This is a genomic window from Halosimplex rarum, assembly GCF_047715405.1.
Classification (GTDB): domain Archaea; phylum Halobacteriota; class Halobacteria; order Halobacteriales; family Haloarculaceae; genus Halosimplex; species Halosimplex rarum.
Genome location: NZ_CP180412.1, coordinates 2825573 through 2846315, shown reverse-complemented (window position 1 = coordinate 2846315; position 20743 = coordinate 2825573). Strand labels below are relative to the sequence as shown.

Here is a 20743-nt window from a genome sequence, read left to right as displayed (position 1 = left end):
CTATGTGTAGCCAGGTCGAAATAAACTCACAGGCTTAAGGTCCCCCTCACGAAAGAGGGTGTAGACCGGCCACGAGACATGAGCGGCACACCGACGGCGATCCGGGTCCTCCACGTCGACGACGACCGGGACCTGGGCGAACTCGTCGCGGCGGCACTCGAACGCGAGGACGACCGCTTCGACGTGCTGACGGCGACGAACCCCGACGACGCGCTGGCCCTGCTGACCGACGAGCGCGTCGATTGTGTCGTTTCGGACTACGACATGCCCGGGATGACCGGGATCGAGTTCCTCGAGACGGTCCGCGAGCGCGACCTCGACCTGCCGTTCGTCCTCTACACCGGAAAGGGCAGCGAGGAGGTCGCGAGCGAGGCCATCTCGGCGGGCGTGACGGACTACCTCCAGAAGGGGACTGGGACCGACCAGTACGCGCTGCTGGCCAACCGGATCGACAACGCCGTGTCGGCCGCGCGGTCGCGGAGCGCACTCGAGGAGCGCAACCGGCGCCTCGAGACGCTGATCAGCAACCTCCCGGGCGTCGTCTACCGGTGTCGGAACGAACCCCCGTGGCCGATGGAGTTCGTCGCCGGCGAGTGCGAGGAACTCATCGGCTACACCGCGGCCGAACTCGAACGCGGCGCGGTCGTCTGGGGCGAAGAGGTGCTCCACCCGGAGGACCGCGACCGGATGTGGGAGACGGTGCAGTCGGCCCTCGACGCGGGCGACCCGTTCGAGGTGAGCTATCGGATCCGAACGGCCGACGGCGAGGTCCGCTGGATGTGGGAACGGGGGCGAGCCATCGGCGAGGACGGCGCCCGGATCGAGGGGTTCATCACGGACGTGACCGAGCGTCGGGAGCGCGCGCAGACGCTCGAACGCTACCGGTCCATGGTCGACGCGATGCCCGACGCGGCCTGCATCTACGACGCGGACGGCCGATTCGCGATCGCGAACGACTACCTCGCCGACTTCTTCGGAACGTCGCCGGAGGGCCTCGAAGGGCGAGAGAGCGCGCTCGTCGCGGAGATCCGCGCCGGGGCCGGGCCGGACGAGGACCCGTTCGGTGAACTCGTGACGGGCGACCGCGAGGAGTTCCAGGGAGAGGTCGAGACGTCGTTTCCGGCACACGGCGAGGCGGTCGTCGCGTACCGCCTGGCGCGACTGGAGATCGACGGCGAGTTCGACGGGGTCGTCGGCGTCGCCCGCGTGGTGACCGAGCGCAAGCGCCGCGAGGACGCCCTGAGCGCGCTCACGGAGGCGACCCGGCAGTTCATGGACGCCCCCGACCGCGAGACCGTCGCCGATCACGCCGTCGAGACGGCGGTGGCGGTGCTGGACAAGGAGGCCAGCGGCCTCTGGTTCGTCGACGACGACGGGTCCGCGCTCCGCCCGGTCGCGGCGACCGACGCGGCGGCAGCCCTGATCGGCGACCTCCCGACGTACACCGGCGGCGAGAGCCTGACGTGGGACGCCTTCCGGAGCGGCGAGGTCACTGTCTGCGACGACCTCCAGACCGAGCCTGACCGCTACAACCCAGAGACGCCGCTCGGGAGCGAGATCATCCTCCCGCTCGGGGAGTACGGCGTCATGGCCGTCGGCGCGACCGAACTGGCGGCCTTCGACGAGGTGGACGTCTCGCTCGCCCGGATCCTCGCCAACACCGTCGAGGCCGCCCTCGACCGCGCGGCCCGCGAGCAGGAGTCCCGCGAGCACCGCCGGGAGCTCGAACGGCAGAACGAGCGCCTCGACGAGTTCGCGGGCATCGTCAGCCACGACCTCCGCAACCCGCTCCAGATCGCGACCGCCCGCGCCGAGTTCCTCGCCGAGGAGGTCGACAGCGAGCACCTGACCGCCGTCCAGCGCGCCCACGACCGCATGGAAGCGCTCATCGACGACCTCCTCACGCTCGGCCGCGAGGGGAAGACCGTCCTCGACATCGAACCCGTCGCCCTCGACTCGGTCGCCCGGACCTGCTGGGAGACCGTCGGCACGGCCGAGGGCTCCCTCGTCGTCGAGACCGACGGCAGCGTCCGCGCCGACCGGCGCCGACTGCAGCAGCTCCTCGAGAACCTGCTCGGCAACGCGGTCGAGCACGGTTCGGCCAGCCCTCGTTCGCACGCTCCCGAGAGCGGCGACGAACTGAATCCCGACGGCCGTGCGGACGGGCAGTCGGGAGCACGGTCGATCCGGGGCGACGGGCTTACGTGGGGCGACCCGGCGGGCCCGGGGGTGACGGTCAGGATCGGGACGCTCGACGACGGGCCGGGCTTTTTCGTCGCCGACGACGGCCCCGGCGTCCCCGAGGAACGGCGAGACGAGGTGTTCGCGAGCGGGTACTCGACGGACCCGGAAGGGACGGGCTTCGGGCTCTCGATCGTCGATCAGATAGCGCAGGCCCACGGCTGGTCGGTCGCTGTCACGGAGAGTGAGTCCGGCGGCGCTCGCTTCGAGATCACCGACGTCGACGTCGCCGACTGACCGTCGTCTCCCCCGCCCGACAGGCGGTGGCCTCGACTCCGGACCCGGCCGCGCCTCCGGAGGCGCCGGCGTCGTTACTTGCCTGCGGCAGTTCGGTTCGCGGACTCGTCGCCGGGGTTGCCGGCGGTGGCCGTCGGCGCGACGGTGACCTCGCCCGTCTCGTCGACGACGACTTCGTAGCCGTAGTACGTAAACGTGACTTCGAGCGTTCCCCCATCTCGGTCCCCGGCCGACTCGACCATCGTCTCCAACGCGCCAACGTCTATCACGTCGTAGAGCGGTTCGTCGAGATGTAACGGATCGACGCCCTCGCGCGCCGCGATCTGCCTGGTTACCTTGGTACTCAGCATTTCACCCATCACCGTGCGTCGCCTCGATACGAATCGGCTTAATTGTGGCGATGCACTTGCAAGATTTCCGAGGAATGGCCGCTGTCGCTCCAGGTTTCGCCAATTTCAAGTTCTACGAACTAATCTAGCATTAAGGTTTTGTAGATTACATGTACTCCGGTCGAGACGGGTCCCGCGCTGGAGTCGCGCGGATCGAACTGTCGGGGTGCGGTCCTCGCTGGGTCGGGCGGTCGTCTGTGGGCCCGCTGCGCGACTGTCTCCGAACCGCGCGACCGGCCGTCTCTCGAATTCCGTACTGAAGCGTTCTTCTGCGAGCGTTGAAGGGGCTCCCGGTCGATCCGTCGGGCATGTCCCCGACTGGTGACATCGACGTCCTCGAAGCGCTCGCGAGCCTACCGACGGTGGCGCACCCGACGGTCTCGCCGGACGGCACGGAGATCGCGTTCTACTACGACGTGACCGGGCGTAACGAACTCACCGTGCTCGACACGGAGACGGGCGAACTCGAACAGTGGTCCGACGGGGAGGTGCCACGGAACGCTCGCTGGTTCGTCGAGTGGAGCGCCGACGGCGACCGCGTGTTCTTCCACCGCGACGAGGACGGCGACGAACAGAACGACGTCTATGCCATCGACCGCGACGGGCGCGTCGAACCCGTCGTCGAGATGGAGGGGCAGTGCATGCTCACCAGCGTCGCCGAGTCCGGCGACCGCGTCGTCTTCGGCTCCTCCCGCGACGGTCAGATGAACGCGTACGCCCGCGACCTCGATTCGGGCGAGACGCGGAAACTCACCGATTACGACCGGGCCGTCTGGGGCGCGCACCTCTCGCCGGACGGCGAGCGCCTCGCCTACGCCACTAACGAGACCGACGACTTCGACAACCAGGACGCCTACATCGCCGACGCGGACGGGTCGAACCCGCACAACCTCGAACTCGGCGAGGTCGGCGCCGAGTGCGGTCCCGCCGGCTGGGGGCCGGAGAGCGACCGCCTGCTCGTCAGCGACAACACGCCGGACCTGGGGCGAGCGGGGGTCTACGACCTCGAAGCGGACGAAGTGACCTGGCTCGGCGACGGCGAGTACGACGAGAGCGGCGTCGCCTTCGTCGACGGCGACCGCGTGCTGGCGAGTCGCGACCGCGACGCCGTGACGATGCCCGTCGTCTACGACCTCGCGAGCGGCGAGGGGCGCGAACTCGACCTGCCCGAGGGAGTCGCCTCGACCGGGTGGGCCTACAGCGACGCCGTCCTCGGCGACGGCCGCGTCCTGATCCAGCACACCACGCCGACCCGCCGCACGGAACTGCTCGCCTACGACCTGGATACCGACGAGTACGAGGTGCTCCTCGAAGCGGAGTACGGTCCCTTCGACCCCGACGACTTCGCCGACGCCGAGTACCTCACCGTCGAGTCCGACGGGATCCCCGACACTCCCCAGCGGGCCGTCGAGCACGATCCCGCCGACGAACTGGAGATCGGCGCCCTGCTGTACGACTCGGGCGAACGCCCCTCGCCGCTGATCGTCAACCCCCACGGCGGCCCGATGGCCCGCGACGCGAAGTCGTTCGACCTCTACACGCAGGTGCTGGCGATGCGCGGCTACTCCGTCCTGCAGGTCAACTACCGCGGGTCGACCGGTCGCGGCCGCGAGTTCAAAGAGCGACTGCTCGACGACTGGGGCGGCGCCGAGCAGGGCGACGTGGCGACCGCCGCCGAGGCCGTCCTCGACCGCTACGACTGGATCGACGAGGACCGCGTCGTCGTCTTCGGCGGCTCCTACGGCGGCTACTCCGCCTACTGGCAGTCCGTCCAGTACCCCGATCTGTACGACGCGAGCGTCGCCTGGATCGGCATCTCGGACCTCGGAGACATGTACGAGAACACGATGCCCCACTTCAAGACGGAGCTCATGGAGAAGTACCTCGGGACGCCCGAGGAGAACCCCGACCTCTACGAGGAGCGCTCGCCGGTCACACACGTCGAGAACGTCGACGCCCCGCTGCTGGTCGTCCACGGCATCAACGACCGCCGCGTCCCCGTCTCCCAGGCCCGCATCGTCCGCGACGCGCTGGAAGACGCGGGCTACGAAGAGCGCGCGACGCCGGAGGAGTCACGAGAAGACGGCGGCGCCGATGACGGCGACTTCGAGTACGAGGAACTCGGCGAGGAGGGCCACGCCTCCTCCGACCAGGAGCAGAAGTTACGGCTGTTCCGGCTGCTCGACGACTTCCTCGACCGCCGGGTCGGTGCCCCCGCCGAGGCGACCGCCGACGACTGAAACACCCGGCGGTCGGAGCCGATGGAGCGGCGCGACACAGCGTCCAACCGCGCGGCGGCGGTGATCCGCGAGGCGTTGCGCGGGCCCGAGAACGCGTTTTCACTCCGTGAGACCGGCCCGTCGACCCGGCCTTTCACTTGCAGACCTCGGCGCCTTTCCGGCACGGCCCCAACCCGAGATACCACCCGACGGCGGGGCCGGTCGGGACGTCTCTCACCGATGACGACAGCGTACGAACTCGCCGACCGAATCGATGAACTGTCCGGGATCGACGCCGCCGGTGACCGCCTGCTGACGGTGGCCGTGCCGCCCGACGAACCGGTCGGCGCGGCGCTCGAACGCGTCGAGGAGGCCCACGCCGACGCCGAGTACATCCACTCCGAAGACGCCGACGAGGCCGCCCGTTCGACCCTGTCGCAGGCCCGACACCTGCTCCACCGTTACGAGGAGTCGGGCACGCCCGAGAGCGGCCTCGTCCTCTACGTCGGCACCGTCGACGGCGAGACCCAGGATTGGATCTTCGACGACCTCCCGACGCCGGTGACCGAGTCCGTCTACCGCCTCGACCGATCGTTCGACACCGCGCCGCTGGAGCGGACGACCGGCGACTCCCGGACCTACGGCCTGCTCGTCGTCGAGCGCGGCGGCGCAGTGCTCGGCCGACTCGACGGGGACGCCGTCGCGCTCGTCGAGTCAATCGAGAGCGCGGTGATGGGCAAGACCCGCGCCGGCGGCCAGTCCGCCCAGCGGTTCGCCCGCGAGCGCGAGCGCCAGAAGGAGGCGTTCTTCGAGGAGGTCGCGGCCGAGGCCGAACGGGCGTTCATCGCCGACGCTGGAGCGACCGACGGCGGCGCGGCCGGCGACGCGACCGACGACGCGGACACCGATGCCCTCGCCGTCGACGGGCTGCTCGTCGGCGGGACGGCCGTCACCGTCGACGACTTCCTGGAGGGCGATAACCTCGACTACCGGCTCGACGAGGCCATCGTCGGCGGCCACTACGCCGTCGAGTACGCCGGCGAGCAGGGTCTGCACCAGCTGGTCGACCGCGCGAGCGACGACCTGGAGGCGGCCGCCGAGCGACCGGCTCGCGAGGCCCTCGACGACTTCTTCGACGCGCTCGGCGCGGACGAGCCGGTCGTCTACGGTCCCGAGGAAACCGCGGAGGCGCTGGACTACGGCGCCGTCGAGACGATGCTCTGCTCGGCCGCGCTCCCCGCGGAGGAGATCCGCGAGTGGGAAGCGCGGACCGACGAGGAGGGCGGCGAGACGGTGGTCGTCCCCGACGGGTTCGACCAGGGCGCCCGCTTCCGCGAGGCGTTCGGCGGCGTCGGCGCGCTCCTCCGGTTCCCCATCGAGTGAGAGTCGGCGACGAGCACGAGCGGCGACGGCGCGCTCCTCCGGTTCCCCATCGAGTGAGAGTCGGCGACGAGCACGAGCGGCGACGGCCGACTGCGAGGGCCGCTACCACCCGAGCTTCGACCTGATCGCGTCGACGGTGCCGCCCTGTTCGGCCAGTTCTTCCATCTCGTCGTCGGTCAGCTGGAAGTCGAAGACGTCGAAGTTCGCGCGAATGTGCTCGGGCGAGGAGGACATCGGGATGGCCGAGACCATCGGCTGCTGGATCAGCCACCGGATGGCGACCTGGGCGGCCGACTTGCCGACGCGGTCGCCGATCTCCGCGAGCATCGGGTCGTCGGCCAGATTTCCGACGTCGAGCGGGCTGTAGGCGGTCAGCATCACGTCTTCGTCTACGCAGAACGAGAGCAGGTCGTCGCGGCGCTCGCGGACGTGGTACTCGACCTGGTTCGTGAGGATCGGCGCCTCTGAGAGTTCCATGGCCTCGCGCAACTGGTCGACCGAGAAGTTCGAGACGCCGAGGTGGCGGACGAACCCGTCGTCGCGGAGCTCGTTCATCGCGTCCAGCGTCTCTTCGTGGGGCACGTCGTCGTTCGGCGAGTGGATGAGCAGCAGGTCGACGGCGTCGAGGCCGAGCCGCTGGAGGCTCTCGCCGGTGGACTCGACGACGTCGTCGTAGGCGCGGTTGTCGCCGGAGAGCTTGGTCGTGACGAACACGTCCTCGCGGTCGACGTCGGACGCGGCGAGCGCGTCGCCGACGGCGCCCTCGCTCCCGTAGCTCTGGGCGGTGTCGACGTGGCGGTACCCCGCGTCGAGCGCCGTCTCGACGGCCCGCCGGCGCTCCTCGTCGGTGTCCATCCGGGCGGTCCCGAATCCCAGTGCCGGCACGTCGACGCCGTTCGCGGTGACGTACTCCATGGGATCGGTTCGGCGCCGCCGGCGAAAAGGGATCGGCCAGTGCTCGCAGGGCGGTCGGGACGAACTCTCGACGGCGAAATCGCCGTCGAGAGCGGCTGGCGAACACCGAGTAACTGGGAGCCGAAACGGCTGGACGAACTAGTCGCGGGGTTCCCACTCGGGCGCGTCGGCCAGTCCGACGCGCGCGGTGTCGAGGGCGCTCGCGGCGGTCTCGTAGAACAGTTCCCGGCCGACCGGCGTCCGGACGCGGACGAGGGCGGTGTGGTCGGCGACGTCGAAGACGGCCAGTTCCCACGGCGCGGTCGCGCACTCCCATCGACCGGACAGGGTCGCGTCCGCACCCCGCGTCACGCGCTCGCCCAGTTCCCAGCTGAGCCGCGTCGTTCGCTCCAGCGAGACGGGGACGGCGTCGGGGAGCCCGCTCTCCCCGCGCCCGACCGCCCCGTCGACAGAGCGTCGTGTGGACATGTCACAGACCAGGCCCCTGGCCATGAAAAATCATCCGGTTCGGTGCGGCATCCCATCACGTGCCCGCGGCGGGAACAGACGACGAGCCGACGAGGGCGTCCGGCGGCGACGTCGGCCCCGCTCGGGGCGCGGAGCGGCTCACTCCTCGCCGGACTCGTAGTGGTCGCCCGCGGCCTCGGGGATGCGAGTGCGGCCGACGAGCGCGAGCACGACGATGACGGCGACGAAGGGGATCGTCTGGACGAGCGCGTCGGGGACGCCGAGGATCTGCTGGGTCTGCAGGCGGAGCTGGACGGCGTCGAGCCCGGCGAACAGCATCGTCGAGCCCAGCGCGCCGACGGGGTTGTAGTTGCCGAAGAGGTAGGCGACGATGGCGATGAACCCCTTCCCGTTGACCATCGTCGGCCCGTTGCCGGTGAACTGCCCGATGTTGAACGCGAGCGCGGCGCCGCCGAACCCCGAGAGCACGCCCGAGAGGAGGACGGCGGCGTAACGGACGCGCGAGACGTCGACGCCCGCGGTGTCGAGCGCGCGCGGGTTCTCGCCGGAGGCGCGGACCCACCGACCGAAGGCCGTCCGGTTGAGGACGTACCACGCGGCGGCGACGGCGACGAACATCAGGTACACCGGCGGCGCGGCGTCGAAGACGGCGCCCAGCAGCGGCACGTCCGCGAGGACCGGGACCGTCCACGTCCCGAGCGTGTCGACCCTGTCGGTGTTCGGGCCGCCGTAGACCACCTGCGAGAGGAACGGCGCCAGCCCGAGCGCGATGAGCCAGATGGCCAGCCCGGCGATGATCTGGTCGGCGCGGAACTCGATGCAGACTACGGCGAACAGTCCCGCCAGCGCCGTCGACGCGAGCACGCCGATCAGGAAGCCCGCCAGTAGCGAGCCCGTGACGTCCGTGCCGTAGATGGCGGCGAACGCCGAGATGATGAGCAGCCCTTCGAGCCCGATGTTGATGACGCCGGACTTCTCGGCGAAGATCCCCCCGAGCGCGGCGAAGACGATGGGCACCGACAGTCGGAGCGTCGCCGCCAGCGTCGATGTCGAGACGATAACACCGAACAGCCGACCGCCCGACGATTCGGGGGCGACCACGGCGGCGACGCCCAGCAGCGCCAGCAGCGCCACCGCGGCGAGCGCGACCCACAGGCGCCCGGAGAGCCCGCGGAGACCGCCGGAGCCGTCGTCCGTGCGCTCGCTCCCGGTCTCGACGCCCCCGTCCGTGCCGCGGTCGTCACCTCCGTCAGTACCGCGGTCGCGTTCGTCTCGGCCGTCCGTGCCGCGGTCGCGCCGGTCAGTCATCGGCGGCACCTCCCGGCGAGGCGGCGACCTCTGGTTCGTCGGATTCGATCCGGCGACCGATCAGCCGGAAGAACTCCGGCATGGCGACGAAGAGGATGATCAGCCCGCGGAGGACGCCGACGAGTTGCGGCGGTACGTCGGTGGCGAAGTCGACGACCGAAGACCCCGACTGGAGGACGCCGAACAGGAACGCGGCGAACACCGCACCGATGGGGTGGTTCCCGGCGAGGATGGAGACAGTGATGCCGTCGAACCCGTAGGAGGGGACGCCGGTCTGGAACCGGCCGAGGATCATCAGCACGTACACCGCGCCGCCGACGCCGCCGAGCGCGCCCGAGAGCGTCAACGACGCGACGACCGTCCGGGCGGAGTCGACGCCGCCGTACTCGGCGGCCGCGGGCTGGAGCCCGGCCGTCCGCAGGTCGAACCCGAACGACGTGTGTTCGAGCAGGTAGTAGACGCCGCCGACGACCGCCAGCGCCAGCGCCAGCGCGACCAGCGAGAAGTCCAGCCGCGGGTCGAACAGGATCGAGGGGAACCGCGCGAACTCCGGCACCGACGCCGTCTGGATGGCCTGGCTCGTCGGGTCCTGGAAGTGGTCGCTCACCAGGTACCGGACCACCAGCGTGGCGACGAAGTTCAGCATGATCGTCGTGATCACCTCGTTGGCGTCCGCGTACGCCTTCAGCACGCCGGGGATCGCGCCGTAGAACCCGCCGCCGACCGCGCCGGCCGCCAGCCCCAGCGGGACGAGGACGAGCGCGCCGACGAGCCCCGAGAACGCCGGCGCGGCCCACAGCACCGCGAGCGCCGAGGCGAGCGCGCCGACGACGAGTTGACCCTGGGTCCCGATGTTGAAGATGCCCGCGCGGAAGGCGAGCGCGACGGACAGCCCCGTGAAGATCAGGATCGTCGTCTCCCGGAGCGTCACGGCGAACTGCGCGTTCAGCGGCGACCACTCGCCCGAGAACGGGTCACCCAGCGCCCCGAGGAACAGGCGGTCCCAGACGGCGATCGGATCGTAACAGAGCGTCACCTCGCCCATCGTCAACACCGGCGACCGGCAGGTCGCCAGCAGGCCGCCGACCAGCACGATGACGGTGCCGACCAGTATCGACAGCGCGAGCGACGCGACGGCGATGAGGAGTCGCTCGCCCGCGGAGGTGCCCGCCATCGCCACCGCGTAGCCGCGAGCGCGCTGGAGCACGGTGTCGGTCCGCGATCCGTCGTCGTCATCGCTACCCGCCCGCGGCTGGTCGCCGTCCGAACCGTCGCTCATTGCGGGCCCTCCCGGTCGACGCTCATCGGGGCCCCTCGGTCGGCGTTCATCGCTGGCCCTCGGTCGGCGTTCATCGCTGGCCCTCGGTCGGCGTTCATCGCTGGCCCTCGGTCGCCCATCATCGCGGAACCTCCCGGTCGACGCTCACGTCGGCCTCGGGCCGCTCGCCGGCCATGAGGAGGCCGAGCTGTTCCTCGGTCACCGCCTCGGGGTCGACCACGTCGACGAACGACCCCTCGTAGATGACGGCGAGGCGGTCAGAGAGCGACTGGACCTCGTCGAGCTTCGAGGAGACGAGCAAGACGGCCCGGCCGTCGGTCCGGAGCTCGTTGATGCGGTCGTGGATGAACTCGGTCGAGCCGACGTCGACGCCGCGGGTGGGGTGGGAGGCGACGACCAGCCGCGGGTCGCGCGCGAACTCCCGGCCGACGACGAACTTCTGCTGGTTGCCCCCGGAGAGCGACTCGGCGAGCGCGTCGACGTTCGGTGGCCGAACGTCGTAGTCGGCGACGATCTCCTCGGCGTGGTCGCGGGCCGCGTCCCAGTCGATCCGCCCGTTCGACGCGTAGGGTCGGGCGTGCTGGCTGCCGAGCAGGCCGTTGCTGACGAGGTCGAAGTCCATCACTAGCCCGCGCTCCTGGCGGTCCTCGGGCACGTAGGCCATCCCGGCGTCGATGCGGTCGCGCCGGCTCCAGCCGGTGACGTCCCGCCCGTCGAAGGACACCGCTCCCCCGTCCGCGGCGCGCAGTCCGGCGACCGCCTCGACGAGTTCGACCTGGCCGTTGCCGTCGACGCCCGCGATGCCGAACACCTCGCCCTCGCGGACCGTCAGCGAGACGTCGTCGACCGCACGGACGCCCCGAGCGTCCTCGACGACCAGGTCGCGCACGTCGAGGACGCTCTCGCCCGGCGTCGCCGCCGACCGGTCGACGTCGAGCAGGACCTCGCGGCCGACCATCAGTTCGGCCAGTCGGTCGCGGGAGGCGTCGGCCGCCGGGACCGTCCCCACGTTCTCGCCGCCGCGGAGGACGGTGATCTCGTCGGCGGCGGTCATGGCCTCGCCGAGCTTGTGCGTGATGAAGATGATCGTCTTCCCCTGGTCGGTCAGCTCCGCGAACACGGAGAACAGATCTTCGACCTCCTGGGGCGTGAGAACCGCCGTCGGCTCGTCGAGGATCAGCACGTCGGCGCCGCGATACAGCGCCTTGAGGATCTCGACGCGCTGGCGGACGCCGACGCCGACGTCCTCGATGCGGGCGTCGGGGTCCACGTCGAAGCCGTAGCGCTCGGAGAGTTCGACGACCTCCTCGCGTGCCCGCTCGCGGTCGACCGAGAGCCCGAACCACCGCTCGGGCTCGTTGCCGAGGGTGATGTTCTCGGCGATCGACATCGGGTCGACCAGCATGAAGTGCTGGTGGATCATGCCGACCCCGGCGTCGATGGCGTCCCGCGGCGAGTCGAACTCGCGGGGCTCGCCGTCGACGACGACGCGCCCCTCGTTCGGCTCGTACAGGCCGTAGAGGACGTTCATCAGCGTGGTCTTGCCCGCGCCGTTCTCGCCGAGCAGGGCGTGGACGGTACCGCGCTCGACTCGCAGGTCCACGTCGTCGTTGGCGAGGACGCCCGGGAACCGCTTGGTGATCCCGTCCAGGTGGACCGCGTCGGCCGCGGACGCGGTACCCTCGGTCCCGTCTGTCGCGGCTCGGCCGCCGTCTGCGCTGTCACTCACGGGTCGCCTCCGCGCTCGGGCGCGCCCGTCGCCGCTCGGTCGCGGTCGTCACTCGCGTCGGCGAGGCCAGTCATCGGTGGGGGTCGTCAGGGTTCCTCGGGGACGTCGATCTCGCCGTCGACGATGCCCTGACGGGCCTCGCCGATGGCGTCTTTGATGTCCTGCGGGATCTCCGAGCCGAGCTGCTGGCCGTAGACGGCCTCGACGCCGTCGTCCTCGAGGGCGAGCGTCGTCGTCGATCCGCCGTCGAACGACCCGTTCACGACGGCCTGGACCGAGTTGAACACCGCCGTGTCGACGCGCTTGACCATGCTCGCGAGGATCACGTCGCTGAACGACTCGCGGGTGACCGACTGGTCGCGGTCGACGCCGATAGCGAACTGCTCCTGCTCCTGGGCGGCCTGGAAGACGCCGGTCCCCGAGTTCCCCGCGGCGTGGTAGACGATGTCGGCGCCGGACTGGTACATCGAGAGCGCGGCCTCCTTCCCGCCGGATGGGTCGTCGAATCCGCCCACGTAGGCCGTCTGGACGCCGACGTTTTCGTTCGCGTGGGCGACGCCGGCCTCGTAGCCGGCCTGAAAGCGTCTGATCAGCGGTGACTCGACACCGCCGACGAACCCAACCGACGTGTCGGGGTTCGTCGACCCCGTGCCCGCCTGGAAGTCCATCGTCGTCAGCGCGCCCGCGAGGTGACCGACGAGGAACGACCCCTGTTCCTCGGCGAAGACGTAGGAAGCGACGTTGTCGGCGTCGACCGTCTCGTCGACGATCATGAACCGCTGGTCGGGGTACTCGCTCGCGGTGCTACCCAGCGCGTCGGCCTGCAGGAAGCCGATACAGCAGACCAGGTCGTAGTTCGGGTCCGTCTCGCGGGCGAACTGCCGCTGGAAGTTCGAGAACTCGGTCGTCCCCTCTGGCTGGGCCTCGTTGTACTCGATGTCGAACTCTTCCGCGGCCCGCTCGATGCCGCTCTGGGCCTGGTCGTTGAACGACCCGTCGCCCAGCCCGCCGGTCGCGTACACGACGCCGACCTGTGTCGGGCCGTCGCCGCCGTCGGTGGCACCGCCCGCGGTGCCGTCGGTGCCTCCGGTGCCGTCGCCGTCTCCATCGGCGCCGCCGTCACCGTCTCCGTCGCCGCCGCCGTCGTTCCCGTCCCCGGTACAGCCCGCGAGCGTGAGCACTCCAACGGTCCCGACGCCTCTGACGAATCGCCGCCTGTCGAGGGACATGTCACTGTTCACGGCCGCGGTAGGGGTAAAAATTGTGCCTACCGATATCTCCGGCGACCGGTTTTTGTCCGATCGTCCGCGGGAGTCGGTCCGTGGCGCCGGCCGGTCCGCCACCAGACTCAAGCGCTGGGCGGCCGATCCGCCGGGTATGGACGTCATCAACGTCACCGAGGACGCGGACACGTTCACCTGCAACGCTTACCTCGCGCTCGGCGAGACGCCGACGCTCGTCGACGCGGGGGCGATGACCGGCGTCGCCGAGGTCGTCGCCGACCACACCGACGAGCTCGACCGGGTGGTCCTCACCCACCAGCACGGCGACCACGTCGCCCAGCTCGACGCCGTGCTCGACCGGTTCGACGCCGACCTGTACGCCTACGGCGACCACCCGCGGCGGACGGGCGAACTCGTTCCCGGCGAGACGGTGGCCGTCGGCGACGAGTCCTGCGAGGTCGTGTACACGCCCGGTCACGCCGACGACCACGTCTCGCTGGTCTCGGCGTCGTCGCTGTTCTCCGGCGACGTGGTCGTCCACGACGACGGCGCGTTCGACGACGGGAGCTTCGGCCGGACGGACATGGAGGGGCAGTCGCGCGAGCGCCTCATCGAGTCGATCCGCGAGTTGCTCGACCGGATGCCGGAGACCGTCGAAGACATGTACAGCGGCCACGGCAGCGTCTTCCACGGCGACGTGCGCGAGGTCGTCGAGCGGGCGCTCGACCGCGCCGAGCGACGCGAACCGAAGTACCCCGAGGAGTAAGATCACGGCGCGAGACGCCGAACCGCGACCGCTCGGCGAGCGGGGGCCGTTTCCGGTCGAACCGGCGCAGTCGCTCGCCGTTCGGAGAGCAGAGAGAAAGCGAGACCGGTCTCAGGCGTTGCGGCGCTCTTTGCTCTTCCGTCGGAGCTTCTTGTAGCCGCACTTGCGGCAGCTCTCGGCCTCGACGGAGTTGCGGGCGTTACAGCGCATGCAGATCTGTTTCTCGAGGACGCGACGTTCCGCAGGTTCGAACTTGGGCATACCCGGTCTTCCTCGTCGGCGCGTTTAAGCGTTGCCTCTCCGACTCGCCGGGAGTCGATAGCTGCCGATCCCGAACACGCGGCTCGCCGCGTGGGCACCGTTATAAGCCGTTCGCGTCCCATCGATGGAGTATGAGCGACCTCTACGACCGCGTCGCGGATCTGCCGCTTACCGTCAGCGGGTTCGACTTCGACCGCCACGAGATGGACACCTCCGCCGGGTTCACGCGCGTGACGACCGTCGTCGAACTCAGCGGCGACGGCGAGCGCGGCCGCGGCGAGGACGTCATCTACGACACCGAAGACCACGACCGACTGCGGGACGCCCACGCCGACGGCGACCTCGACTGGGACCTGGCCGGTGAGTACACGCTGGACTCCTTCTCAGCGGCGCTGGACGAGGTGGACCTGTTCCCGGAGTCCCCGGAGCGCGAGGCGTCGCGTCACTACCGGCGGTGGGCCGTCGAGAGCGCGGCGCTGGACCTGGCGCTGCGGCAGGCCGACAGCACGTTCGCGGAAGCGCTCGACCGGCGCTACGACCCCGTTCGATTCGTCGTCTCGACGCGTCTCGATACCGAGGGCGAGCCGTCGACCGACCGGATCCACGGGTGGCTCGACGTCGACCCCTCGATGGAGTTCAAACTCGACCCGACGGCGGCGTGGACGCGCGAGTTGATGGAGGACCTCGCCGCGACCGACAGCGTGCGCATCCTCGACCTGAAGAGCTACTACGAGGGCACCGAGGTGGACACCGACGCCGACCCCGAGCGCTACCGGCAGGTCCTGGAAGCGTTCCCCGACGCCGTCGTCGAGGATGCGAAGTTCACCGACGAGACGCGCCCGGTCCTGTCGGGCCACGAGGACCGCCTCTCGTGGGACTACCCGATCACCGACGTCGAGAGCGTCGAGGCGCTGCCGATCGAGCCGTCGTGGCTGAACGTCAAGCCATCGCGGTTCGGGACGGTCGCGGACCTGCTCGACACGATCGAGTACTGCCTCGACCGCGACATCGCACTGTACGGCGGCGGGCAGTACGAACTCGGCGTCGGGCGCGAGCACCTCCACGCCGTCGCGTCGGCGTTCTACCCTGAGGGTCCGAACGACATCGCGCCGAGCGCCTACCACGTGCCCGAACCCTACTCCGACGTGCCCGCGAGTCCGCTCGAACCGCCCGCGGAGCCGGAGGGGCTGCGCTGGTCACGCGAGTAAGTCCCCCGGAAGGGCGGTCCGGCCGCCGTCGGTCCGTCACTCGGTGAAGCCGTCGACGCGGACGATCTCGGCCTCGACGTCCTCCCAGATGGCGCCCCAGCCGCCGATCTCGACCTCGCCGTCGTCGGTCCCGACGACGATACTGACCGTCCCGCCGAGCTCGTCGTACGTGGGGCGACTCACCTGTTCTTCGCGGCCGCCGAACCGGACGTCGACGAGTTCGCCGCGGACGGTGACCGATTCGCCGGAGTCGGTGTCACGACCGTGGACGGTGATCGTGAGCGTCGCGCCCTCCTCCCGGAGCACCGCGGCGTGGCGGATGAACTCCTCGATGCTCACGTAGACCGCCTCGTCCGGGTCGGCCAGGTGGACCCGCTCGCCGGGGACCCAGTCACAGGTGAGGAACGTCCAGTGGAAGTGGAAGGTCATCAGGTCGTCGCCGACCTGGACGCCGTACTCCTCGTCGCCGTGGACGTTCGGCGAGAGGAACCCCTGACGGCGGTCGACGGCGGTGTGGAACGAGGCGGGCTTGCCTAGACGTCTGATCTCGGTGATCGGACTCTCGGAGAGGTCGTCGGGGATCTCGACCGGCCCGTCGATCGACCCGCCGATCAGGGCGTGGACGACGACGCCGCGCTCGGCCGCCGTCTCCAGCGCGGGGCGCAGGTCGGCGAACTGCTCGGCGGTGCCGCCGAACTCGACGGAGACAGACGCCTCGTCGATGGCGGCGCGGGCGTTCTCGATGACCGTCCGCTGGCGCTTGACGACGCTGACGCGGTGTTCCTCGGGGTCCGGCCGCTCCCAGCGGTCCTCGATCTCGTCGGCCGCGTCGGCGAGTAGCTCTCCCGTCGAGCGCAGTTCGTCGAGCACTTCGCCGGGTTCGTCCGCTCGCGCGTGCAGGCGGTCGCGCTCGACGGTCTCGACGAACCCGCGGTCCTCCAGCGTCCGCACCACGTCGTACACCTGCGAGGTGGGTACCCCGGCCCGCTCGGCGACGTCGACCACCGGCGCCGTCCCCTGGTCGAGCAGCCCCAGGTAGACGGCCGCCTGGTACTCCGTCAGGCCCGCGCGTTCCAGCGCCTCGCGGAGTCGATCCGTCTCCATGCCCACTGGTGCCGCCCGGCCGAGTAAAACGTTGTCGTGCCCACCGACCCGAACGCCCGCGTCTCACACGGCATCCGAGAGCAGTTCGACGACGGGAGCGACGGGAATATCCGAGTGCGTGCCTATCTCGTCAACTACCCGGTGCCGAAATGTTACATCCTAGTGGAAAGTATTACAAACGGGGCTTTCCCTCTTGCTGACATGGTTGGGAAACTCCGAACCAGGGAGATTGGGCACGAACGCGGTGTGAACGCCGGGGTGGTCGCGCGATGAGCGACGGACGCTCCGACGACGAGAAGGACCCGGGCGAGAACGGGCAGGCCGACGGTCAGTCGGCCATCGACGAGCGGACCGTCGAGGCCACGGTCGAGAGCGGTCAGTCCACGGGCGGTCAGTCTACGGGTGGACAGTCCACAGGCGGCCAGTCGTCCGCCGACGGACAGTCGGGTGGGCAGCCGTCGGGCGGTCAGTCCAGCGGTCAGGCGAGCGGACAGAGTACTGGCCAGACCGGCGGACAGAGTGCCGGCCAGACCGGCAGACAGGACGCCGGGCAGACCAGCGGTCAAAGTGCTGGACAGTCTGGTGGGCAGGCGGGCGGACAGAGTCCCGGCCAGACCGGTGGGCAGAGCGCCGGGCAGCCAGACCGGCGAAACACGGGGCAGAGTGCCGGATCGGCGGGTCGCGGCGTGCAACCGAGCGACTCGATGACCGGGCCGGCCGCGGGCGGGACCGACCTGGAGCCGAACGTCGCGGCAGCGATCGCGTACGTGTTCGCGCCGCTGACGGGCGTTCTCATGCTACTGATCGAGGGCGACGAGGACGACTTCGTCCGCTTTCACTCCATCCAGAGCATCGGGTTCGGCGCGGCCGTCATCGGCGCGTACGTCGCCGTGGGCGTCGTGATGGGCGTCCTCACCGCGATACCTGTGGTCGGGGACATCTTCGCGATACTCGTGTTCCCGCTGAACGGCATCGTCGCGCTCATCGCCTTCGTTGGCTGGGCGTTGCTGATCCTCAAGGCCTACCAGGGCGAGCGCTACGGCCTGCCGGTGCTGGGCCCGATCGCCGCATCGAACTAGCTCGCGAACGTCCGGAGCGGCTTTTTTCAAGAGGGACGTCCCTGTCTGCGCCGGGTCACTCGTCGGCGAGGTAGTCGTCCTGCACGGCCAGCACGTCCGCCGAGTCCGCGCAGTCGGCGTAGCGCGCGAGCGGTTCCTCGTTGAGTTCGAGGAAGGTGTGGCCCCAGGAGAACCGGTCGAGGATGCGTTCGGCCTGCTCGCGCTCGCCGAGGATGCACAGCGCGCCGGCGAACGCCTCGACGGTGTTCAACTGGAACGCCGTCCCGTAGTTGACGGGGTTGCCGGCGACGAGGAAGGGAAGCGAGCGGTGGATCCCTTCGAGGTCGAACGCCTCGCGCTCGGCGGTCTCCCAGGAGCAGTCGAGGGCGACCAGCCGGTCTCGGCGATTGCCCGTCCCCTCGCGGTCGGCGGGCGAGAGCGCCTGATCGGCGAAGGGGTTGAGGACGATGCCCGGCGGCGTCGACCGCGTCGAGCGGTGTAACTCGGCGTGGTCGAACTGCGCGAGCCGCCGGGCCGAGCACTTGTCAGGGTCGTCGTCGCCCTCGTACCGGACGTGTAACTCCACGCCGCTCGGTACTCGCCGCGGTACCAAAAGGCGCTCGAAGCAGCCGCCAGGTCGTCCGCAGGCCGTTCGATAGCCGGTCCGAGGCGCCCGCGAGCGCCCGCGGGACCTTGCCGACACCGGTCGGATATCGTACGGTACCGCGGCGCATGCGGTGGATACAGCGCGTGAAAACGCTCAGAACACCTTTATACGAACCGTCGGATAGATTGGACAATGCTTTCGGAGGGGGAAGACGCGCCCGCGGTCAGCCTGCCGGCGTACGTCGACGGCGAGCGGCGAGCGATCGACTTAGATGAGTACCTCGGCGAGGGGATCGTCGTCCTCGCCTTTTACCCGGCGGATTTCAACCCCGCGTGCACGATGCAGGCGTCGGACCTCGGCGACCTCGACCTCTTCACGATGCAGAAGGACGTGTCGGTGTTCGGGATCTCCCCGGACAGCACCTACAGCCACGAGGCGTTCGCGGAGCGATACAGCCTGCACGTCCCGCTGTTGAGCGACCGCGAGGGCGACGCGGCCGCCGCCTACGACGTGGCGCTGGAGACCGAGACCGGCGAGCGACTCGTCCAGCGCGCGGTGTTCGTCGTCGACCACCGTGGAACGGTCCAGTACGCCTGGGCGACCGACGATCTGGAGGCCGATATCGACGTCGCGCCGGTCAAGCAGGCGGTCGGCGACATCGGCGGCGACGACACCGCCATCGAACGCTACCGCGTGGGTCACGACCACTACGTCGAGGGTCGCGAGGCGTTCACGGAGGCGATGGCCGAGTACGAGGACCGCGAGTGGATGGACGCCCGGAGCGGGTTCGAGGCGGCCGAACCGGCGTTCACGACAGCCGCCGACCACTTCGACACGGCGGTCCGGTTCGCCGAGACCGACGACTTCGAGACCGTCGTCGACCGCACCGAGGAGAAGGCGGACACGCTCTCGCACGCGGCGAAGTGGCTTGCAGACTCGGCCGACGCCTTCGCCAGCGGCCGCGGCAAACAGGGTTCGGAGTACCGCGACGACGCCGAGCGCCTCCTCGACGCCGCCTCCGACCTCTCGGAACCGCCCGACCCCGACGCGTTCGCGCTCACCGACAACGGGGTCGAACTCGGCGAGTCGGCCGTCGTCCACCCGACCGAGGACGACGGCTACGACTGGCAGGCCGACGACGCCGACGCGGTCGACACCGACCTCGGACTTGACGACGCCGCGCTCGACGACGCCGTCGCCGGCGAGGACGCCGCGTACGACGACGCGAGCGACCAGTCGGACGCGGTCGACGGCGACCTGGAGATGGACGTCAAGGCGGTCGACGACGCCGACATGGACAGCGGGGCCGGCCGCTCCAGTGTCGAAGGGGACACCGTGGAGGGCGACCTGGAGATGGACCTGGATGCCGTCGAGGACGCGGCGGACGGCGACGAGTCGGACGCAGACGCCCGAGCGGACTCTCGGAGCGGATCCGCGGAGGCGCCCGCCGAGAGCACCGTCACGGGCGACGAGGGCGAGGCACCTGGGGGACAGGACGAGGGTGTCGACGGCGCCGAATCGGACGGAGAGGACGACGTCGAGGAACTCGACCTCGTGGACCCGACCGAAGTCGACGACGAGGAGGACGACGACGATGACGGGCGCGCCGACTGGGACATCCCCGGTCGATAACCGCTGAGCGATGCCGTGCGCGACGTCCCGACCACCGCGTTCTTGCCCCGGCCCCGCCAAGTCCGGGTATGACCGACCGCGCCGTCGAGCGGGCGCACGCGTACTACCGCGCGCTCGACGAGCACGACTACGAGACGCTCGCGGACTTGCTGGCTCCCGGGTTCGTCCACGACCGGCCGGATATGACGCTGGAGGGGCGCGAGCGGTTCGTCCAGTTCATGCGCGAGGAGCGCCCGCAGAAAGAGACGAGTCACCCCATCGACGCGGTGTTCGAGTCCGAGGACGGCTCCGTCGCAGTTCGCGGCCGCTTGCTCGCCGCCGACGGAACCGAGATCACCGGGTTCGTCGACGTGTTCTCGCTCACCGACGGGACGATCCGCCGTATCGAGACGTACACCGACTGACGGCACGGTGACGGGGATCGGTGAGGCACCGCCGGGGTAGACGGACGCGGTCGGCCGCTGGCTCCGCCGGCGACCTGTCATCGGTCCATCGCGTGATCATCTTTTCAGCGAGGAACCCGAAGTGGGCGCGATGGCGACCATCGAACTCTCGGACGAACTCGTAGAGCGCATCGACCGGCACTGCGAGTCGGACGTGACCCGCGAGGAGTTCCTCGACGAGGTGCTCAGCCACTACGAGACCGAGGGCCGGTTCCTCCGCGAGGGGTACTCGGGCGAGCCCTGACAGCCGTCGACCGCGTCGGGTCGCCGTCG

20 protein-coding genes are annotated in these 20743 nt (G+C 70.0%); 10 read left to right on the top strand and 10 right to left on the bottom strand.

The window, feature by feature from the left end; translation table 11 throughout:
• The first annotated feature begins 78 nt into the window (after window positions 1–78).
• On the top strand, window positions 79–2478 hold the full coding sequence (locus ACMGFH_RS13610; RefSeq protein WP_415378985.1) for a response regulator: 2400 nt from the start codon (window positions 79–81) through the stop codon (window positions 2476–2478).
• 74 nt (window positions 2479–2552) lie between these two features.
• Here the strand turns inward: ACMGFH_RS13610 and ACMGFH_RS13605 are convergent, their stop codons facing one another.
• Window positions 2553–2837: a HalOD1 output domain-containing protein gene (locus ACMGFH_RS13605; RefSeq protein ID WP_415378984.1), complete on the bottom strand. Its 285-nt coding sequence runs from the start codon at window positions 2835–2837 to the stop codon at window positions 2553–2555.
• Window positions 2838–3175: 338 nt separating this feature from the next.
• On the opposite strand from ACMGFH_RS13605, the gene ACMGFH_RS13600 reads away from it, so the two are divergent.
• Together ACMGFH_RS13600 and ACMGFH_RS13595 are read left to right on the top strand one after the other, a co-directional pair.
• Window positions 3176–5107: a S9 family peptidase gene (locus ACMGFH_RS13600; RefSeq protein WP_415378983.1), complete on the top strand. Its 1932-nt coding sequence runs from the start codon at window positions 3176–3178 to the stop codon at window positions 5105–5107.
• 219 nt (window positions 5108–5326) lie between these two features.
• Complete coding sequence (locus ACMGFH_RS13595) at window positions 5327–6469, top strand: Vms1/Ankzf1 family peptidyl-tRNA hydrolase (protein WP_415378982.1); 1143 nt, start codon at window positions 5327–5329, stop codon at window positions 6467–6469.
• Window positions 6470–6571: 102 nt separating this feature from the next.
• Here ACMGFH_RS13595 and ACMGFH_RS13590 read toward each other — a convergent pair whose 3' ends face one another.
• The 6 genes from ACMGFH_RS13590 to ACMGFH_RS13565 form a co-directional block, all read right to left on the bottom strand.
• Window positions 6572–7384 carry an aldo/keto reductase gene (locus ACMGFH_RS13590; RefSeq protein WP_415378981.1) on the bottom strand — a complete coding sequence of 271 codons (813 nt, stop codon included), beginning with the start codon at window positions 7382–7384 and terminating at the stop codon, window positions 6572–6574.
• Window positions 7385–7522: 138 nt separating this feature from the next.
• Window positions 7523–7852 carry a hypothetical protein gene (locus ACMGFH_RS13585; RefSeq protein WP_415378980.1) on the bottom strand — a complete coding sequence of 110 codons (330 nt, stop codon included), beginning with the start codon at window positions 7850–7852 and terminating at the stop codon, window positions 7523–7525.
• Window positions 7853–7990: 138 nt separating this feature from the next.
• The gene (locus tag ACMGFH_RS13580; RefSeq protein ID WP_415378979.1) at window positions 7991–9160 is read right to left on the bottom strand and encodes an ABC transporter permease; all 1170 of its coding nucleotides are present in this window, start codon (window positions 9158–9160) and stop codon (window positions 7991–7993) included.
• Window positions 9153–10334, bottom strand: coding sequence for an ABC transporter permease (locus ACMGFH_RS13575; RefSeq protein ID WP_415383253.1), 1182 nt, complete (start codon window positions 10332–10334; stop codon window positions 9153–9155). Before ACMGFH_RS13575 ends, ACMGFH_RS13580 begins: the two co-directional genes overlap by 8 nt.
• 223 nt (window positions 10335–10557) lie before the next feature.
• Complete coding sequence (locus ACMGFH_RS13570) at window positions 10558–12090, bottom strand: ABC transporter ATP-binding protein (protein WP_415383251.1); 1533 nt, start codon at window positions 12088–12090, stop codon at window positions 10558–10560.
• A gap of 164 nt (window positions 12091–12254) precedes the next feature.
• Window positions 12255–13397 (bottom strand): BMP family lipoprotein, encoded by a 1143-nt coding sequence (locus tag ACMGFH_RS13565; protein ID WP_415378978.1) that lies wholly within the window; start codon window positions 13395–13397, stop codon window positions 12255–12257.
• A 148-nt stretch (window positions 13398–13545) separates the two neighbouring features.
• Here ACMGFH_RS13565 and ACMGFH_RS13560 point away from each other — a divergent pair, with 148 nt between their 5' ends.
• Window positions 13546–14157 carry an MBL fold metallo-hydrolase gene (locus ACMGFH_RS13560; RefSeq protein ID WP_415378977.1) on the top strand — a complete coding sequence of 204 codons (612 nt, stop codon included), beginning with the start codon at window positions 13546–13548 and terminating at the stop codon, window positions 14155–14157.
• Between the two features lie 111 nt (window positions 14158–14268).
• On the opposite strand, the gene ACMGFH_RS13555 is transcribed toward ACMGFH_RS13560, so the two are convergent.
• The gene (locus ACMGFH_RS13555; RefSeq protein ID WP_415378976.1) at window positions 14269–14418 is read right to left on the bottom strand and encodes a 50S ribosomal protein L40e; all 150 of its coding nucleotides are present in this window, start codon (window positions 14416–14418) and stop codon (window positions 14269–14271) included.
• 131 nt (window positions 14419–14549) lie between these two features.
• Here ACMGFH_RS13555 and ACMGFH_RS13550 point away from each other — a divergent pair, with 131 nt between their 5' ends.
• Window positions 14550–15626: a hypothetical protein gene (locus ACMGFH_RS13550; RefSeq protein ID WP_415378975.1), complete on the top strand. Its 1077-nt coding sequence runs from the start codon at window positions 14550–14552 to the stop codon at window positions 15624–15626.
• A 36-nt stretch (window positions 15627–15662) separates the two neighbouring features.
• Here ACMGFH_RS13550 and ACMGFH_RS13545 read toward each other — a convergent pair whose 3' ends face one another.
• Window positions 15663–16730 carry a TrmB family transcriptional regulator gene (locus ACMGFH_RS13545; RefSeq protein WP_415378974.1) on the bottom strand — a complete coding sequence of 356 codons (1068 nt, stop codon included), beginning with the start codon at window positions 16728–16730 and terminating at the stop codon, window positions 15663–15665.
• 36 nt (window positions 16731–16766) lie between these two features.
• On the opposite strand from ACMGFH_RS13545, the gene ACMGFH_RS13540 reads away from it, so the two are divergent.
• The gene (locus tag ACMGFH_RS13540) at window positions 16767–17003 is read left to right on the top strand and encodes a hypothetical protein (RefSeq protein ID WP_415378973.1); all 237 of its coding nucleotides are present in this window, start codon (window positions 16767–16769) and stop codon (window positions 17001–17003) included.
• Entirely contained in the window at window positions 17000–17809 is an 810-nt protein-coding gene (locus ACMGFH_RS13535) for a DUF4870 domain-containing protein (protein ID WP_415378972.1), read from the top strand. The genes ACMGFH_RS13540 and ACMGFH_RS13535 overlap by 4 nt, the downstream gene beginning before the upstream one ends.
• 55 nt (window positions 17810–17864) lie before the next feature.
• Here ACMGFH_RS13535 and ACMGFH_RS13530 read toward each other — a convergent pair whose 3' ends face one another.
• Window positions 17865–18374 (bottom strand): DUF367 family protein, encoded by a 510-nt coding sequence (locus ACMGFH_RS13530; RefSeq protein ID WP_415378971.1) that lies wholly within the window; start codon window positions 18372–18374, stop codon window positions 17865–17867.
• A 213-nt stretch (window positions 18375–18587) separates the two neighbouring features.
• Between ACMGFH_RS13530 and ACMGFH_RS13525 the strand changes: the two genes are divergently transcribed.
• The 3 genes from ACMGFH_RS13525 to ACMGFH_RS13515 all read left to right on the top strand — a co-directional run bounded on the left by ACMGFH_RS13525 (window position 18588) and on the right by ACMGFH_RS13515 (window position 20714).
• The gene (locus ACMGFH_RS13525; RefSeq protein ID WP_415378970.1) at window positions 18588–20027 is read left to right on the top strand and encodes a redoxin domain-containing protein; all 1440 of its coding nucleotides are present in this window, start codon (window positions 18588–18590) and stop codon (window positions 20025–20027) included.
• Between the two features lie 68 nt (window positions 20028–20095).
• Window positions 20096–20431 (top strand): nuclear transport factor 2 family protein, encoded by a 336-nt coding sequence (locus ACMGFH_RS13520; protein ID WP_415378969.1) that lies wholly within the window; start codon window positions 20096–20098, stop codon window positions 20429–20431.
• A 130-nt stretch (window positions 20432–20561) separates the two neighbouring features.
• The gene (locus ACMGFH_RS13515) at window positions 20562–20714 is read left to right on the top strand and encodes a hypothetical protein (RefSeq protein ID WP_415378968.1); all 153 of its coding nucleotides are present in this window, start codon (window positions 20562–20564) and stop codon (window positions 20712–20714) included.
• Window positions 20715–20743 lie beyond the last annotated feature (29 nt).

Bases quoted from the DNA above. Each gene is read 5' to 3' on its own strand.
- ACMGFH_RS13560 (WP_415378977.1), top strand. From the start codon at position 13,546: ATGGACGTCATCAACGTCACCGAGGACGCGGACACGTTCACCTGCAAC.
- ACMGFH_RS13515 (WP_415378968.1), top strand. From the start codon at position 20,562: ATGGCGACCATCGAACTCTCGGACGAACTCGTAGAGCGCATCGACCGG.
- ACMGFH_RS13555 (WP_415378976.1), bottom strand. From the start codon at position 14,418: ATGCCCAAGTTCGAACCTGCGGAACGTCGCGTCCTCGAGAAACAGATC.
- ACMGFH_RS13590 (WP_415378981.1), bottom strand. From the start codon at position 7,384: ATGGAGTACGTCACCGCGAACGGCGTCGACGTGCCGGCACTGGGATTC.
- ACMGFH_RS13545 (WP_415378974.1), bottom strand. From the start codon at position 16,730: ATGGAGACGGATCGACTCCGCGAGGCGCTGGAACGCGCGGGCCTGACG.
- ACMGFH_RS13595 (WP_415378982.1), top strand. From the start codon at position 5,327: ATGACGACAGCGTACGAACTCGCCGACCGAATCGATGAACTGTCCGGG.
- ACMGFH_RS13565 (WP_415378978.1), bottom strand. From the start codon at position 13,397: ATGTCCCTCGACAGGCGGCGATTCGTCAGAGGCGTCGGGACCGTTGGA.
- ACMGFH_RS13535 (WP_415378972.1), top strand. From the start codon at position 17,000: ATGAGCGACGGACGCTCCGACGACGAGAAGGACCCGGGCGAGAACGGG.
- ACMGFH_RS13605 (WP_415378984.1), bottom strand. From the start codon at position 2,837: ATGGGTGAAATGCTGAGTACCAAGGTAACCAGGCAGATCGCGGCGCGC.
- ACMGFH_RS13585 (WP_415378980.1), bottom strand. From the start codon at position 7,852: ATGTCCACACGACGCTCTGTCGACGGGGCGGTCGGGCGCGGGGAGAGC.
- ACMGFH_RS13550 (WP_415378975.1), top strand. From the start codon at position 14,550: ATGAGCGACCTCTACGACCGCGTCGCGGATCTGCCGCTTACCGTCAGC.
- ACMGFH_RS13525 (WP_415378970.1), top strand. From the start codon at position 18,588: ATGCTTTCGGAGGGGGAAGACGCGCCCGCGGTCAGCCTGCCGGCGTAC.
- ACMGFH_RS13520 (WP_415378969.1), top strand. From the start codon at position 20,096: ATGACCGACCGCGCCGTCGAGCGGGCGCACGCGTACTACCGCGCGCTC.
- ACMGFH_RS13580 (WP_415378979.1), bottom strand. From the start codon at position 9,160: ATGACTGACCGGCGCGACCGCGGCACGGACGGCCGAGACGAACGCGAC.
- ACMGFH_RS13610 (WP_415378985.1), top strand. From the start codon at position 79: ATGAGCGGCACACCGACGGCGATCCGGGTCCTCCACGTCGACGACGAC.
- ACMGFH_RS13575 (WP_415383253.1), bottom strand. From the start codon at position 10,334: ATGGCGGGCACCTCCGCGGGCGAGCGACTCCTCATCGCCGTCGCGTCG.
- ACMGFH_RS13600 (WP_415378983.1), top strand. From the start codon at position 3,176: ATGTCCCCGACTGGTGACATCGACGTCCTCGAAGCGCTCGCGAGCCTA.